Origin of the sequence: Glutamicibacter uratoxydans, assembly GCF_050753455.1 — a bacterium.
In the GTDB taxonomy this organism is placed as follows: Bacteria; Actinomycetota; Actinomycetes; order Actinomycetales; family Micrococcaceae; genus Glutamicibacter; species Glutamicibacter uratoxydans_A.
Genome location: NZ_CP192736.1, coordinates 249,682 through 263,723 on the forward strand (window position 1 = coordinate 249,682; position 14,042 = coordinate 263,723).

Here is a 14,042-nt window from a genome sequence, read left to right on the forward strand (position 1 = left end):
TGGTGGAATGTCACCAGCTTCCGCGTCCGCGTTGAACGAGGGCGGAATCCCATCTAACAAGCAGCAGGTTCAGACAACTGACCTAGTGCCGGTAGAGTCTAAAGCTGCTGAAGCGTTCCTTCCAGAAGCTGAATCAATCGACGTAACTGTGCCAGAGGCAACCTCGGAACCTGTCACCGAAGAGCAAGAAACTGCCGCCGAGGACCAGAAGCTGGCGGATGAACCAGCTCCCTCCGCACCTGTCGAAAAGCAGGAATCGGAAACTGTGCGTGAAGCTCCACTTCCAGAGAGCGACGCCCTTGAAGCCAGTACGCCCACTGCTGAGGAACCACGCAACTCGGTGTCCAGCCTGGACGGTAACGGAAACATCGTTGCTACTTCCCCGAGTGCGAACACCAGCATTATCAAGGTCACCAAGCGGGACGTGCGCACATCGCCTACTGCGGTTGGCTACAAGTATGCCGAAGGCGCCAGATTCCGCTTGTATAAAAGAACTATGTCTTGGGGTCAAGAGACCATCACCGAGATCACCGCAGCGTGGGGTACCTGCCAAATCCAGGCCACCGACAACGGAATCTGCTATTTCTCGGTTCCCAACACGAATAGCAACAATGGAAATCGTGACGCCCAGTTCTATGTCCGTGAAATTGCGCCAGCTGCTGGAACCCCTGCAGCCGCGAACTACGACATGATCGATACCTTCAATACCGGTGAGAACGGCGTAGATACTACGCCTCGTCAGTACCGTACCCCGGCGATGCGAGCCAACATGACTTACGACATCCCAAGTCAAGCGACCTCACCTTCATCCAACGGTGGCAACAATTTCTGGGCTAATCCGATCAAGAACCCGTCTCTACCATTGCGCTGTGAGTCAGGTATTCGCGTTGCGATGCTGTTTGACCTTTCTAACTCGGTTCCAAATGCATATGCCAGTGCATCACTTGGCGAAGCCGGCAAGAGCTTCGTTGACGCACTAGCAGGCACCCAGTCTTCGGTTGCGCTCTACTCTTTCGGTACTGCATCTCCTTACCGGAACACGTCAAACCATACGAACTTGCGCAGCACTCTTCTGGATGCTGATGTAACAACGCTAAAGAACCAGATCCAGCAGTATGTCAACGCACTACCGACGCCTAACAACGGTGGTAATTACGGTGGTACCAACTGGGATGAAGGCTTCTGGAAGGTTGCCGAAAACTCGGCCAACTATGACCTAGTTGTAGTGCTCACCGATGGCAACCCAACTTTTTCGGGTCCCGGCGGAAATACTGGTCCGGGAAATAGTACTCATATGCGCGAATTGGAACGTGCAATCGCTTCGGCCAACGCTATCAAGGACAAGGGAACTCGCGTGATCCCTGTCGGTATCGGCGCTGGCCTGAACGCGGACCACAATCTGCGCTCCATTTCTGGCCCAAACAAGTATGTGCCTGGTGCTTCGCTGAACACCGCTGACTACGTGAACGTCAGCTGGGAAGCGTTGGATCCGCTACTGCGAGATTTCGCGCAGGCGATCTCATGCGAAGCGGATCTGGTCGTCACCAAGATGGTCAAGGACTTACAAGGGCAAACTTCGCCAGCCGAAGGGTGGGCCTTCAACGCGTCGATCAACGGTGTAGGTGCCATGATTTCTCCGGAAGTCGAGACGACCACCAACGAACAGGGGCAGATTGACTATGATTTAGCCTTCACCACCCCGACTGGTAGTTCAACCGTTGATATTACTGAAACCCAACAGGATGGCTACACCTTTGAATCTGCCGTCTGCACGGTGAACGGGCAAACTCGTCAGGTAACTCAGAGCGAGCAATTCCAGCTGCTGCTGACTGTCGGTGACAACGCTGAGTGCACCGTGGTGAATGCGATGGTCCCATCCTCACTGGATGTTTCGAAGTCCTCGAACCCGGTTTCGGGAACCGAAGTCCAGCCCGGTGAAGAAGTCGAATACTTTATTAGCTTTGAAGCCGAAGGTCACTTCCCGATGGACGTGGCCTATGTCGATCATCTTACGGGAGTTCTCGATGACGCCGACTTCATCGAAGGTTCGCTAACCGCAGGCAACGGCCTGAACGCTGTTCGTAGCGGAAACCAGATCGCTATCACTGGTTCGATCGAACCTGGAGAGACGGTGGTGGTCAGCTACAAGGTCAAAGTCAAGACCGAAGACTTTACCGACGGTTGGCTGCGCAACTTCGTACGTCCGGCCGGTGAGCAACCCCCGACCGAGTGCCTGCCCGAGGATCCACTGTGCACCGAACACCCGATCCCAGGTGAACTAACTGTAGGAAAGTCTTCGGATCCAGGATCTGGTCAGTACGTGGCACCTGGTGAAACAGTGGACTACACCTTGACCTTCGATAATTCAGGAGCCTCTGAAGTTGAAGTCAACTACGTAGACCACCTAGTCGACGTACTTGATGATGCCGAGTTCGTTGAAGGGTCGCTCGTGGCCAGTAACGGTTTGAGTGCCGTGCGCAATGGTAACCAGATCACCATCACCGGTGATTTGCCCAAGGAAAGCACCGCTACCGTCACCTATTCGGTCACCGTCAAGACTGCCGAGTTCGGCAACGGGATCGCCCGCAACTTCCTAGTCCCTGAAGGTGAGACTCCTCCAGAGGAATGTGAGCCGGAGGACCCGAACTGCACCGAGCACCCTATCCTGGGCTCAGTGATCTGGGAAAAGGTAGACGAAGCCAACAATCTGCTAGAGGGTTCCGAATGGAAGCTGACCGGACCAGATGGTGCCGTCATCGAGATCTTGGACTGCACTGTTGAACCTTGCACCGGTGCAGATAGCAACCCGAATGCAGGTAAATTCCAGGTCACCGGTCTGGAATGGGGACAGTACACCTTGGTGGAAACCAAGGCACCTGCTGGCTACTTACTCAATGAGAAGGAGTTCGACATCGACATCCAGGGCGATATCGAGCCAGCAAAACTTTTGATTGACCTTGGTCAGATCACAAATGAACAGCGAGAGGGGCTTGCCCTTCCGCTGACCGGTGGTCTGGGAACCGATGAATTCCTGATTGGTGGGGGAATCGCACTTGTTGCAGCCTTAGGAATCATTGCCTGGAACCGTCGGAAAGGGGCTGCGGAAGTAGTGCCGCTAAAGATCGACGGCTAACGCCGGCTGCTTACGCGCGGGGAAATCCTCGCAATCTCACAAAATAGTTTTTCAAAGATGTGACCGCCGCAGGGGATGCGACGGCACCGTAGAAAGGAACGAACTCGCATGGCTGAATTCAAGGCAGCCCGAGGAAAGCGTGCATTGGCAGGTATCGGTGCACTTGCACTGGCCGCTGCAGGCCTGCTCGGGGGAAGCACCGCCGCACTGGCAACCACACCCGAAGGTCTGAACTTCGGTAACATTGATGAGACCGCCTCTGGAACCATCAACATCCACAAGCACGAGCACCAGAATGGTACCGATGCTACGCAGAATCCTGATGGTTCCGGTACCGCCATCCCAAGCGATGGGATTGAAGGCGTAACGTTCACCGCGTACCCGCTGACGGGCATCAACCTCAAGGATTCCGAAGACTGGGATCTGCTAAACGATCTACAGGGACAGTTGACCTCCGCGTGTGCGATTCCTGGCCAAACTCTTGGCACCGGTATTGTGTCTGCAGCGACCGACCAGACCGGGTTCACACAGATCAACGTCGACTCCATTGGCGCCTACCTGATCTGTGAAACCGGCGCGCCGGCCAGCGTCGTAGACCGTGCCTTACCATTCGTTGTCACCATCCCATTCCCTTGGGATAACGGCTGGCTCTACGAAGTCAATGTCTACCCGAAGAACGGCTTAACCGGTATCGAGAAGACTATTGAAGCTCAGGAAGGCCTTGGCCTCGGTTCGGTGGTCAAGTTCCCGGTGACGGTGACTGTGCCGTTGACCCAGGGCACCGATGTCCTGACCCGCTTCGTGGTCCAGGACGTCTTGGATCCTCGCCTGAGTGACGGCGCTGTTGAGAGCGTAACTATTGGTGGCGTTGCAGTAGACCCTAGCTACTACGATGTCGCGGTGGACGGGCAGACCGTTGAGGTTGTTTTCAACGTGGCTGGCCTGAACTGGTTGAAGGGCCGCGGGCAGCAGCAGATTGAGGTTGTCTTCACCGGTATCGTGGCTGATGTCCATGATGGTGAGATCAAAAACGACGCGACGCTCTATGCTAATACTCCACACAATGAATTCGAATTGGATTCCAATGAGGTTCAAACCAACTGGGGTAACGCAGTCATTACCAAGGTGGACTCCGCTGACCCTGCCACCGTGTTGGAAGGCGCCATCTTCGAGGTTTACGAAGCCGCTAACCCATACGCAGTTACCTGTGACAAAGCACTGCCCGACCCAGCGAACCTGATCTCCATTGATGGGAGAACCCAGTTCACCACCAATGAGAACGGCATCATTGAGCTCCTCGGCTTGTTCGTTAGCGATAGCGAAAACCCAGCGGTCAACGCCGAGCAGCGCTGCTACGTGCTGAAGGAAGTCAAAGCTCCAGCTGGCTTCGTCACCCCTGAAGGTGACGCTGCATTGACCGCGTTGGCAGTGAAGACCGGCCAGACCACCGGTGTTGACGTTGAGATCGCGAACGTCCAGCAGGATGTTCCTGAACTGCCATTGACCGGTGCGCAGGGCCAGCTCCTGATGATTGTCGGTGGTACCGCAGTATTGCTGATCGCAGGTGGCCTGGTGGTATTGAACCGCCGCCGTGCAGCAGCTGACAACAGCTAAGAACTGAAGGCTAATCATTAGCCACCCACTGATGGCGGGAAGAGCAACAGCGCTTCCCGCCATCAGCATTTTTGATTATTTCCTCTCGCATGTTGTCCGCGCGACACCATCCCGCTACGACAAGTAGGACATCACCATGTCACAGGCTCCTCACCCGGTTCCCAGCAGCACCATGGGTCATGCCACTCCCGGACGGCTCGACGCTAAACGGTCTTGGCGACCCAGCAAGTTGACCATCCTGAGCGTGATCTTGGCGGTGGTTGGAATGAGTGTGCTCCTGTATCCCAGCGCTGCAAGCTGGATGAGTTCATACAACCAGTCGAAGCTTATTGAGAACTTCACTCACAGCATTGACGAGGCAAGCCCCGGGCCCGTGCAACAAATTGCTACCGCCCACGCCTACAACGATGCCCTCAGTTCCGGGGTGCGGCTTGATGCCAACACCAACGTACCCACCGGTGAAGGAACGAGTGCCGATAAATCCTTGGTGTACGAGGATATGCTCGCTACCGCTCAATCAGACATTATGGCCCGGGTCCGTATTCCCACGATCGACGTTGACCTGCCAATTTATCACGGGACGAGCGACGAAACTCTACTTAAAGGTGCCGGACACCTCGAAGGATCGCACCTGCCGGTTGGTGGAACCGACACCCATTCGGTGATTACCGCGCATCGTGGGCTGGCTCAGTCTACGATGTTCTCGAACCTCGACAGGGTTGAGGTCGGAGACACCTTCACCATCGAGGTCTTCGGTGAGGTACTCAGCTACCAGGTCCGTGAGACTAAAGTGGTTGAACCGGAGGACACGGACACCCTACGAACCGTTTACGGCAAGGACATGGTGACTCTCGTGACCTGTACTCCGTTGGGTGTCAATAGTCACCGGATATTGGTGACCGGTGAACGCATTACCCCGACTCCCGCTGAAGATTTAGAAGTCGCGGGCCAAGCCCCGAATATTCCAGGCTTCCCGTGGTGGGCCGCCAGCTACGGTGCAGGTTTGTTACTCAGCGGGATCTATCTTTGGCGCGCCGGTTACACTGACGCGAAACGAGCACTAGCTAGGGTCTCACGCGGCCGGTGAACGGCCGTGACCACGGTACTGGTGCTACGGTGAAACCGGGAACTGGAGAGCAGGAACCCGGGAAGGAAAGCCATGGCTAATTCCGAGCACGAGCAGCTGCATGAACAGTGGCGATCGCTCTGCCTTTCCATGCCCGGAGCCTACGAGGACCACCCCTTCGGCGCGGACAGCACCGTATTCAAGATCGCCGGTCGTGACCGCAGTCGAAATAAGATGTTCGCACTGCTGATGATTCACCAAGCAGAGCTGGTACTAAACCTGAAATGTGAGCCGGCCATAGCCGAGGAACATCGTCGAGAATACCCGCAAATCACGCCCGGTTATCACATGAACAAGAAACACTGGAACTCTATTCGTGCCGGATTAGACCAACGGATACTGCGGGAACTGATCGAAGACTCTTATGACTTGGTGGTCGAGGGTTTGCCCAAGCGTGATCGAGAATTCATCGCGCTGCAACGGCATATCGACGAAGGGTCACTAGACTAGAAGAATGTACTTCATCGTAGTTAAATTTCAGGTAAAGCCAGAATTCACCGAAGGATTCATGGAACGAGTCGCGGACTACACCGCCAAGACTCGTGCCGAAGAGGGAAACCTCTGGTTCGATTGGTCCATCAGCGTAGAGAACCCCAACGAGTATGTTCTCGTCGAGGCCTTCCGCGATGACGAGGCTGCCGCGGCCCACGTGAACTCCGCTCACTTCAGCGAAGGGCTAGAAGCCATGCGCCCGGCACTAGTTGCCACCCCCAAGATTGTCTCCCGCAAGGTCGATGGCGAGGACTGGGACGACATGGGCGAATTGCAGATCGGCTAGTTCCTCTGCAACTCATATTCACGGCGTGGTACGGATATTTCCGTACCACGCTTTGTCGTTGGTGAGCGCTAACGAGACAACGCAGGCTAAGCCCGGGTAGCGCAAAGACTTCCAGAAATATCTCGATTCGCTCTTTTCAGGCTCACCTTTATGGCTTGCATCTGGTGGCCGCGGTGTGAATACTCGGCCGTGGAGAGCAAGCTACCGACGGATGAGAGGTAACCATGAACCAGGATCTAGATGTCATTATCATTGGCTGGGGCAAGGGAGGGAAGACTCTGGCGGGAACCTTGGCCCGTAACGGACAGCGGGTGGCCATGATCGAAGCCTCGGCAGACATGTTTGGCGGCACCTGCATTAACATCGGTTGTGTCCCCACTAAAGCGCTGATCCATGACGCGCAGATTCGTGATTCTGTGGGCTTTGACCCGCAGTATTTTGAACACTCAGTCAAGCGCCGAGACCAACTCACCGCCATGATGCGGCAGAAGAACTACGCCATACTCAACGAATTGGACGCGGTGGCCTTGTTTACCGGCCGCGCATCCTTTACCGGTGCTGACACTGTCCGGGTGAGTACCGATACCGAGCAGATCGAACTACGAGCGGCAAAGATTGTTATCAACACCGGCTCGTTGCCCACAGTCCCGGCGATTACCGGTGCACAGGTTGGCGGACGGATTCATGATTCGACAACGCTGCAACATGCCGACCTGCCGCACCACCTAGTGGTGGTGGGTGGTGGCTACGTCGGTATCGAGTTCGCCTCAATGTTCGCCCATTACGGGTCTCGGGTCACCATTTTAGACCGGGGCACCAGGCCGTTGAAGAAGGAAGACCCGGATGTCGCCGCCGAGGTTGTCTCAGCGTTGGCTGATGCCGGGGTGAAAATTTTAAGTGCGGCCACGGTGACTGAGCTTTCTGCGGAGTCAGACCGGGTGATGGTGCAATACCAAATCGCGGGGGAGCACTTTCAGCTGAATGCCGATGCTGTGCTCTTAGCTTTGGGTCGAACGCCCAACACCGTTGGACTCAATCTTGCCGCGGCTGGTGTCGAAGTGGGTGAGCGCGGGGAAATCCTGGTGGATGAATACCTGCGAACAAGCGTGGAAGGCATCTATGCGGTGGGGGATGTGAACGGTGGTCCACAGTTCACATATATCTCGTTGGATGATTATCGGATCTTGGCCGATCAGTTTCTCGGGGATGGCACCCGCCGTACCACTGATCGAGTGGCTGTGCCCAACACCATCTTCACCACCCCGCCACTGGCGCGGGTGGGATTGAGCGAAGAACAGGCCCGCGAGCAGGAATACCGGATCAACGTAGCCGTGAAGCCGGTTTCCGAAATCGCCGCGATGCCTCGACCGAAGATTGTCGGGGAGACCCGCGGGATCGTCAAATTCGTTGTTGACGCCGTTGATGATCAGATTCTTGGGGCAGCTTTAATGCATATCGACTCTCAGGAAGTAATCAACTTGGTGGCCTTGGCCATGCGTCAGTCGGTAACGGCCAGCGAACTACGCGACCAGATTTTCACCCATCCGTCCTCAACCGAGGCTTTGAACGAAGTGCTGGGTCTACTGGACTAGTTATTGCCAAAGAACACAAGAACACCGCTGGTGGTCTCTGTGAGGGGAGACCATCAGCGGCGTTCTTGGTGTGGCTGGCGCCTAGTGGGTGTTCTTGCGGCTGCGGCTACGCAACAGCACTAAGATGATGCCCAGCAAGAGGACGGCAGCCGCTCCGATACCGATCCATGCGGTATTGAAACCGGTGTTCACCAAGTCGCGGTCCTCATCTGGAGACTTGGAAGTATCCGGGGTTTTGGTTGGTTCGCTAGTTGGCGTAGTCGTCGGCTCAGCGGTCGGTTCCTGAGTTGGGGTTGGCGTCGGGGAAGGCTCTGGTTCTTGGCTACTGACAATCAGTGGAACCGAGATGTCCTCCCGTGCTACCTGCGAAATGCTTAGGATGTAATCGCCTTCGGCCTGATCGGCTGGAACCTGAACCTCGAAGCTGGTGGCTCCGGCGGCATCTGCTTCAGCAATGTCCGGCACCGAGACCGCACCGTCAAAAGCCGATGCGGTGATTTGGGCGCCTTCTTCAAGCCCCGTAACCTGGACGGTCACCGATTCACCCGGGGCCGTGGTTGGGCTGGAGAGGCTAACGGTAGCCCAATCGGTACCAGCCACGACGGCACGGCCAAGTGGGGCCGGGTCGACTAGTTCGTGGGACTTGAAGAAGTTTACGGTTGCCTCCAAGTCGATCTGGCCGGTATCGGTGTGGCCGGTCGCCTCACCGAACGCAGCGAAGTTATCTCCGCCGGAGGCTAGGAAGGAATTAGCAACCACCCGGAAGCTTGCTTCCTCGTTCAGCGGTTCGCCGTTGAAAGTAACAGACTTGATGCGTTCGCCACGGGCAGCGTCCTCATCGTAGGTGTAGCTCAGTCCATCGGAGATGCCCAAGTGGAGCTTGGGGCGGGAAGAACCATCTGGCTGCCACTGCTGTTCCAGTGCCTCACGGATCTGGGCGCCGGTCATGTCCATGGTGATCAGATTATTCGCGAAAGGCTGGACTTCGGCTGCTGCCTTGTAGGTGACTGTCCCATCCTGACCATAGTGCAGGTCGGCGCGCAGACCCCCGGGATTCATGAAGGCGATTTCGGCTGGTTCTCCGCCAAAGCCTTCGTTCGAGGTTGCCCAGAGATGAATGTCAGCCACGGTGTTACCCAAAGTGGACTCGACTCCGCGGTCATCACCTGGAACTTCACCGCCGCGGAGGATATCCCCGCTAATCTGGCCGATCTCTTCCTGTCCGACCACCTCTGACTCTTCTACAGCCTGATCAACTATTGCGCTAACCTCTTCGGAAGCGTCGAAGAGCGGCTCATCATCCTCATCGGTAAGTACAATCAGCTCGGTGGCCGACTCCTGAACCTCACCGGTGCTGGCATCCACGTCGAGGGTGATTTTGCCCAAGGTCGTGCCGTATTGGTCGGCCTGAATCACCGGACGAGTCTGCTCCCCGCCGGCCACTGGAACGTCACATTCATAGGCCTTATGCGTATGCGCGGAGACGATCGCGTCGATCTCTGGGCTGGCTTCGCGAATGAGCTGACCAAAGTTGGTGTTCTCGACCGAGAGGGTTTCACAAGCGGTGGCTTCGGAGCCATCGTGAGTCAGCAAAACCAGCACATCGGCTTCGCCGTTGGACTCCTCGCCATCGGAGAGTTCTGCGGCTACACGGTTGGCCGCTTCAAGCTGGTCACCGAAATCGATAGAGGTGATGCCATCCGGGCTGACCATGGCTGCGGTGTCGGTGGTGACGGTTCCGATGAATCCGACCTGTACCCCCTCAACGTCGCGGATGGTGTATTCCTTCAGCGCTGGAATGTCGGTGCCCTTGTCATAGACGTTGGCACCCAAGGCATAGTCGGTGCCATCGGCCCCAGTCTTTTCTGCGAAGCGTGGGATCACCCGGTCAACGAGATCGGCGAACCCGCGGTCGAACTCGTGGTTACCCACGACGGACACATCCAAGCCACTGGCGCTCAGTGCGTCGATGGTGGGGTTGTCTTCCTGGGAAGCTGAGGCGAAAGTCGAAGCACCAATGTTGTCACCGGCGGATACTAACAGGCTGTTGGGGTTTGCCTCGCGGTGGGCGGTGACCGCACCGGCTAGTACTGCAGCGCCGGCGCTGCTCCCCTCTTGCTGAATACGACCGTGAAAGTCATTGAAAGTCAGCAGGTCAATGCTGACTATCTCGGGATCAATGGGAGCGGCTTGGGCAGCCACTGTTCCGCTGGCAACCAGTGAAACGGTTGCTAAAGCGGCGAGTGAAGTGGACCTGATTCTTCGTGAAACAGACATAGAGTCTCCTTGGAATGCGCAAGTGAACTGTCATATGTCTATCGCACTGTGGTGAACCTGTCGATGTTTTTTCTTAAATTCGCGTTAATGGAACATAAAGTCTTGCCCCTCGAGCGGCTCCTGCGGAGGCTATATGGTGTAGTTCATGAGTGAAAATTTACCGGCATGCCCGCAGTGTTCGAGCCCGTACACCTATGAAATGGACGCTTTGCTGGTCTGCCCTGAATGCGCGCATGAATGGAATCGCGATACCGACGCCTTGGAGCCGGAAACCGGGGCAGTTATCAAGGATGCCGTGGGCAATGTCTTGGCAGATGGCGATACCGTAACCATCACCAAGACGCTGAAAGTTAAAGGTGCGCAAAGCGCTCTGAAAGCCGGAACTAAAGTGCGCAACATCCGGCTGGTCCAAGGTAGCGGGGACCACGACATTGCTGCGAAATTGGACGGCTTCGGGCAGATGGAGCTGAAATCGTCGATCGTGAAGAAAATCTGAGTCTTATTTGATGCGTGAGACGTGGGTGACGCGCGAGGCGCTGACCATTCGGGAGACAGTGGTGATCACGGCCAGAATGAACAGCAAGTATGCGGTGGAGAGCAATCCGTAGGCAAGTTCTCGTTGGTCTGCGTTCAGCGACAGCACAAAGCTTGCGGCGCTAAGAGCGAGCAACAGTACTCCGAGGATCCGTCTTTTCATATTTTCGCCCCACCTGAACTTTCGTATCACGACAAGCCGGATTAGCTAATCGATGTACTTATAATGATTGCACAAACGATTTGACTTTCCATCGTCCGAAAGTAGGATTTTTGCGCTGGCGGCATCCGTCCGAGGTGCGAAGCTGCGCTGAAAAGTTAGAGGCAGTCGCGCAATAGTTTGCTGATCGCCTCATGCTCCGCCTGCGTCATCCAAGCCTGATACTTGGCTTTGACCTGTGTTTGACGTGAAACGTAGGAGCAACGGAAAGAACGGTTTGGCGGTAGCCAGGTTGCCGCATCTTTGTCACCCTTGGCGGCGTTGGTGGGGCCATCCACAGCCATCAGGTTCAGCGGGTCATTAGCGAAATTCAATCTAGTTTCCGCATCCCATTGCTGCGCGCCCTTCTGCCAAGCATCGGACAGGGCTACCACGTGGTCGATCTGTACCGCAGTGCTGGTGCCCTGCCCGCGGGTGAAGGGGATTTCCTTGCCGCTATAGGGGTCATTCAAGACACCGCGCAATACGACGCATTCGATGCGTGCTTCGCGGAATTCCACATTTGTTAAATCTCGCGCCAAAATGTCATTGCGCGCATCGCAGCCATTGCGGTCCGGATCTTTCCAGCCTTTCCCGAAGAGGTCGCGATCATAGCCGGTCTTTGGAGCCCGGCCTTTGACCTCGATCTGCTCCAGCAACGCTAAGGACTCGGCAAACTCCACGGACTGATCCGCGGTCAGCGGTATGGCGCTGTCGGAGGTTGGTACTTCGCTTGGTGGCAGAGTCGCCGGGACTGACTGAGAACTTGGGGCCGGGGCGGTGTCGATCTCTCCCACGGACCCCACAGAGCACGAAGAGAGGGCCAGAGACCCAAGCAGTACAATCAAGCCAAGTGTGCGACGCGAGTTGCGCATGCGAAAGCAGGTTCTCCTAGAAATGGTGCGGGGCAATGGGTAGCGTCCCCATCGCTACTCATGCACCATATCGCCTAGTCCCGACAGGATGGAGTGAAACGCCGAGATTAGCCGTGTGGCATAGCTCCCGTTAGGCGCAGCGGTGCCACACGGTCCAATAGGTCGGTCTACGACTGGTCACTCGTTGCCCATGCCGCGGATTCAATGAGGGCTGCCAAATTCTTGGTTGACTGATTTGCTCCGAAGGCGGGTTGGCCCGGCTGGAGCCGCTTGCCTTCGCTCAGTGCACCGATGGGCAGTGGATCAAATCCAAAGTCATCCACAATCTGGGCGGTCACCGATACGTCCGCTGCTGAATCGCCGGCGATCGCAATGGCCTTGCGTTGCGTTTCGCCGCTGGTGCGGGCTTCATCCTCAAGATCGTGATAGCCCATGTGATTGAAGGCCTTGACGATCCGTGAGTCGGGTAGGAAATCCTGAACGAGCTGACTCGTCGAAACCTTGGGATCGGCGAATTCCTCTCTGATGCCGTCGGTCTCCCACCAGTAATTCATCGCATCGATGACCAGTTTGCCGCGCAACTCGGTGACCGGGATGCTCTGATATTTACCCAGCGGAAGAGCCAAGATTACCGTGTCGGCCTGCTCGGCGGCGGTCACCGCATCTACAGCGATGGCTCCTGGAGTAAGGATCTCGATGGTGAGAGCAATTTTTTGCGGATCACCCGACCCCGCAATGAGTACGCGGTAGCCAGCGTCGAGGGCGCGGCGAGCCAGGACGGTGCCAATCTTTCCAGCACCCAGAATTCCGATGGTTGGTTTCGTCATGCTCAGTCCTTTCGTACTCAGCGGGCGGCCGTGGCCAGTTTGGGTTGTTCGGCGAGGATTTCACGAACTAGTGGAATCACCTTGGTGCCGTAGAGTTCTACGGCGCGCAGGCGGGCTGCGGAGGAAACTGCCCCGCCGGTGTAGATCAGATCGAATCGTCCGATCCCGAGCGTGCTAATGGTGCGTGCGATTTTGCGCGCCACCGTTTCCGGGGAGCCGATGTAGAGCGAGCCATGTGTGGCCTCGTTCTCGAACTCATCGCGAGTCATCGGGGTCCATCCGCGGGTGGCACCGATCCGATCGCGTTGAGCCTTGTAGTGTTCAAAGATCAGCTCCTTGGCCTCATTATCGGTGTCGGCGATGAATCCCGGGGAGTGCAAGCCGACGGGAAGAGCCGGGTTGCCGAACTCGTTGGCGGCCCGCTGGTAGAGGTCGATGTATGGTGCGAAGCGCTCTGGGGGACCGCCAATGACGGCGAGCATCAGGTTGAAACCGTAATGTGCGGTGCGGATGACCGACTGTGGTGATCCACCGACGCCCACCCAGGTTTTCAGGCGCCCCGAGTCGGTTTTCGGGAAGACGTCGGCATCGGTCAACGCGGCGCGGGTGGTGCCTTGCCAGGTCACCGGCTTCTCGTCGAGTAGCTGGTGAAAGAGCTCGATTTTCTCTTCAAACAACACCTCGTAGTCGGCCATATCGTAGCCGAAGAGTGGAAAAGACTCGGTGAAGGAACCGCGGCCAAGCATCACTTCTGCGCGCCCATTGGAGAGCGCATCCACGGTGGCGAAGCGCTGGAAAACTCGTACCGGATCATCCGAAGAAAGTACGGTCACGCCGGAAGCCAGCTTGATATTTTTCGTCGCGGTGGCAATGCCTGCCAGAACGGTTTCGGGGCTGGATATCGCGTAATCGGGGCGGTGGTGTTCACCCACGGCGACCACGTCGACACCTGTCTGGTCGGCGACGATGGCTTCTTCGACGGTGGCGCGGATGGCCTGTGCGTGAGACACGACATTGCCTTGATTATCACGTGGGACATCACCAAAGGTATCGAGCCCGAATTCGATGTTTTCGATGGCAATCATGG

The 14,042-nt window shown here is 56.5% G+C and carries 12 protein-coding genes; 7 read left to right on the plus strand and 5 right to left on the minus strand.

Going from position 1 to position 14,042, the window contains the following annotated elements:
* Positions 1 to 7 precede the first annotated feature (7 nt).
* From ACQQZ8_RS01210 to ACQQZ8_RS01235, 6 genes are all read left to right on the plus strand, one after another.
* The gene (locus ACQQZ8_RS01210; RefSeq protein ID WP_431710939.1) at positions 8 to 3,133 is read left to right on the plus strand and encodes a SpaA isopeptide-forming pilin-related protein; all 3,126 of its coding nucleotides are present in this window, start codon (positions 8 to 10) and stop codon (positions 3,131 to 3,133) included.
* 108 nt (positions 3,134 to 3,241) lie between these two features.
* Entirely contained in the window at positions 3,242 to 4,747 is a 1,506-nt protein-coding gene (locus tag ACQQZ8_RS01215; protein WP_431710940.1) for a SpaH/EbpB family LPXTG-anchored major pilin, read from the plus strand.
* A 136-nt stretch (positions 4,748 to 4,883) separates the two neighbouring features.
* Positions 4,884 to 5,834 (plus strand): class C sortase, encoded by a 951-nt coding sequence (locus ACQQZ8_RS01220; protein ID WP_431710941.1) that lies wholly within the window; start codon positions 4,884 to 4,886, stop codon positions 5,832 to 5,834.
* A 72-nt stretch (positions 5,835 to 5,906) separates the two neighbouring features.
* Positions 5,907 to 6,323 (plus strand): MmcQ/YjbR family DNA-binding protein, encoded by a 417-nt coding sequence (locus tag ACQQZ8_RS01225; protein ID WP_431710942.1) that lies wholly within the window; start codon positions 5,907 to 5,909, stop codon positions 6,321 to 6,323.
* A 4-nt stretch (positions 6,324 to 6,327) separates the two neighbouring features.
* A complete protein-coding gene (locus tag ACQQZ8_RS01230) occupies positions 6,328 to 6,651 on the plus strand; it encodes a putative quinol monooxygenase (RefSeq protein ID WP_431710943.1) in 324 nt (107 codons plus the stop codon).
* Positions 6,652 to 6,875: 224 nt separating this feature from the next.
* On the plus strand, positions 6,876 to 8,243 hold the full coding sequence (locus ACQQZ8_RS01235; RefSeq protein ID WP_431710944.1) for an FAD-dependent oxidoreductase: 1,368 nt from the start codon (positions 6,876 to 6,878) through the stop codon (positions 8,241 to 8,243).
* Between the two features lie 81 nt (positions 8,244 to 8,324).
* On the opposite strand, the gene ACQQZ8_RS01240 is transcribed toward ACQQZ8_RS01235, so the two are convergent.
* A complete protein-coding gene (locus tag ACQQZ8_RS01240) occupies positions 8,325 to 10,520 on the minus strand; it encodes a bifunctional metallophosphatase/5'-nucleotidase (RefSeq protein WP_431710945.1) in 2,196 nt (731 codons plus the stop codon).
* A gap of 145 nt (positions 10,521 to 10,665) precedes the next feature.
* Here ACQQZ8_RS01240 and ACQQZ8_RS01245 point away from each other — a divergent pair, with 145 nt between their 5' ends.
* The gene (locus ACQQZ8_RS01245) at positions 10,666 to 11,016 is read left to right on the plus strand and encodes a zinc ribbon domain-containing protein YjdM (protein ID WP_431710946.1); all 351 of its coding nucleotides are present in this window, start codon (positions 10,666 to 10,668) and stop codon (positions 11,014 to 11,016) included.
* Between the two features lie 3 nt (positions 11,017 to 11,019).
* Here the strand turns inward: ACQQZ8_RS01245 and ACQQZ8_RS01250 are convergent, their stop codons facing one another.
* The 4 genes from ACQQZ8_RS01250 to ACQQZ8_RS01265 form a co-directional block, all read right to left on the minus strand.
* The gene (locus ACQQZ8_RS01250; RefSeq protein ID WP_431710947.1) at positions 11,020 to 11,217 is read right to left on the minus strand and encodes a hypothetical protein; all 198 of its coding nucleotides are present in this window, start codon (positions 11,215 to 11,217) and stop codon (positions 11,020 to 11,022) included.
* A gap of 155 nt (positions 11,218 to 11,372) precedes the next feature.
* A complete protein-coding gene (locus ACQQZ8_RS01255; RefSeq protein WP_431710948.1) occupies positions 11,373 to 12,128 on the minus strand; it encodes an HNH endonuclease family protein in 756 nt (251 codons plus the stop codon).
* A gap of 167 nt (positions 12,129 to 12,295) precedes the next feature.
* On the minus strand, positions 12,296 to 12,955 hold the full coding sequence (locus tag ACQQZ8_RS01260) for an NADPH-dependent F420 reductase (RefSeq protein WP_431710949.1): 660 nt from the start codon (positions 12,953 to 12,955) through the stop codon (positions 12,296 to 12,298).
* Between the two features lie 17 nt (positions 12,956 to 12,972).
* Complete coding sequence (locus ACQQZ8_RS01265; protein ID WP_431710950.1) at positions 12,973 to 14,040, minus strand: LLM class flavin-dependent oxidoreductase; 1,068 nt, start codon at positions 14,038 to 14,040, stop codon at positions 12,973 to 12,975.
* Positions 14,041 to 14,042: the final 2 nt, after the last annotated feature.

Bases quoted from the DNA above. Each gene is read 5' to 3' on its own strand.
- ACQQZ8_RS01210 (WP_431710939.1), top strand. From the start codon at position 8: ATGTCACCAGCTTCCGCGTCCGCGTTGAACGAGGGCGGAATCCCATCT.
- ACQQZ8_RS01215 (WP_431710940.1), top strand. From the start codon at position 3,242: ATGGCTGAATTCAAGGCAGCCCGAGGAAAGCGTGCATTGGCAGGTATC.
- ACQQZ8_RS01220 (WP_431710941.1), top strand. From the start codon at position 4,884: ATGTCACAGGCTCCTCACCCGGTTCCCAGCAGCACCATGGGTCATGCC.
- ACQQZ8_RS01225 (WP_431710942.1), top strand. From the start codon at position 5,907: ATGGCTAATTCCGAGCACGAGCAGCTGCATGAACAGTGGCGATCGCTC.
- ACQQZ8_RS01230 (WP_431710943.1), top strand. From the start codon at position 6,328: ATGTACTTCATCGTAGTTAAATTTCAGGTAAAGCCAGAATTCACCGAA.
- ACQQZ8_RS01235 (WP_431710944.1), top strand. From the start codon at position 6,876: ATGAACCAGGATCTAGATGTCATTATCATTGGCTGGGGCAAGGGAGGG.
- ACQQZ8_RS01240 (WP_431710945.1), bottom strand. From the start codon at position 10,520: ATGTCTGTTTCACGAAGAATCAGGTCCACTTCACTCGCCGCTTTAGCA.
- ACQQZ8_RS01245 (WP_431710946.1), top strand. From the start codon at position 10,666: ATGAGTGAAAATTTACCGGCATGCCCGCAGTGTTCGAGCCCGTACACC.
- ACQQZ8_RS01250 (WP_431710947.1), bottom strand. From the start codon at position 11,217: ATGAAAAGACGGATCCTCGGAGTACTGTTGCTCGCTCTTAGCGCCGCA.
- ACQQZ8_RS01255 (WP_431710948.1), bottom strand. From the start codon at position 12,128: ATGCGCAACTCGCGTCGCACACTTGGCTTGATTGTACTGCTTGGGTCT.
- ACQQZ8_RS01260 (WP_431710949.1), bottom strand. From the start codon at position 12,955: ATGACGAAACCAACCATCGGAATTCTGGGTGCTGGAAAGATTGGCACC.
- ACQQZ8_RS01265 (WP_431710950.1), bottom strand. From the start codon at position 14,040: ATGATTGCCATCGAAAACATCGAATTCGGGCTCGATACCTTTGGTGAT.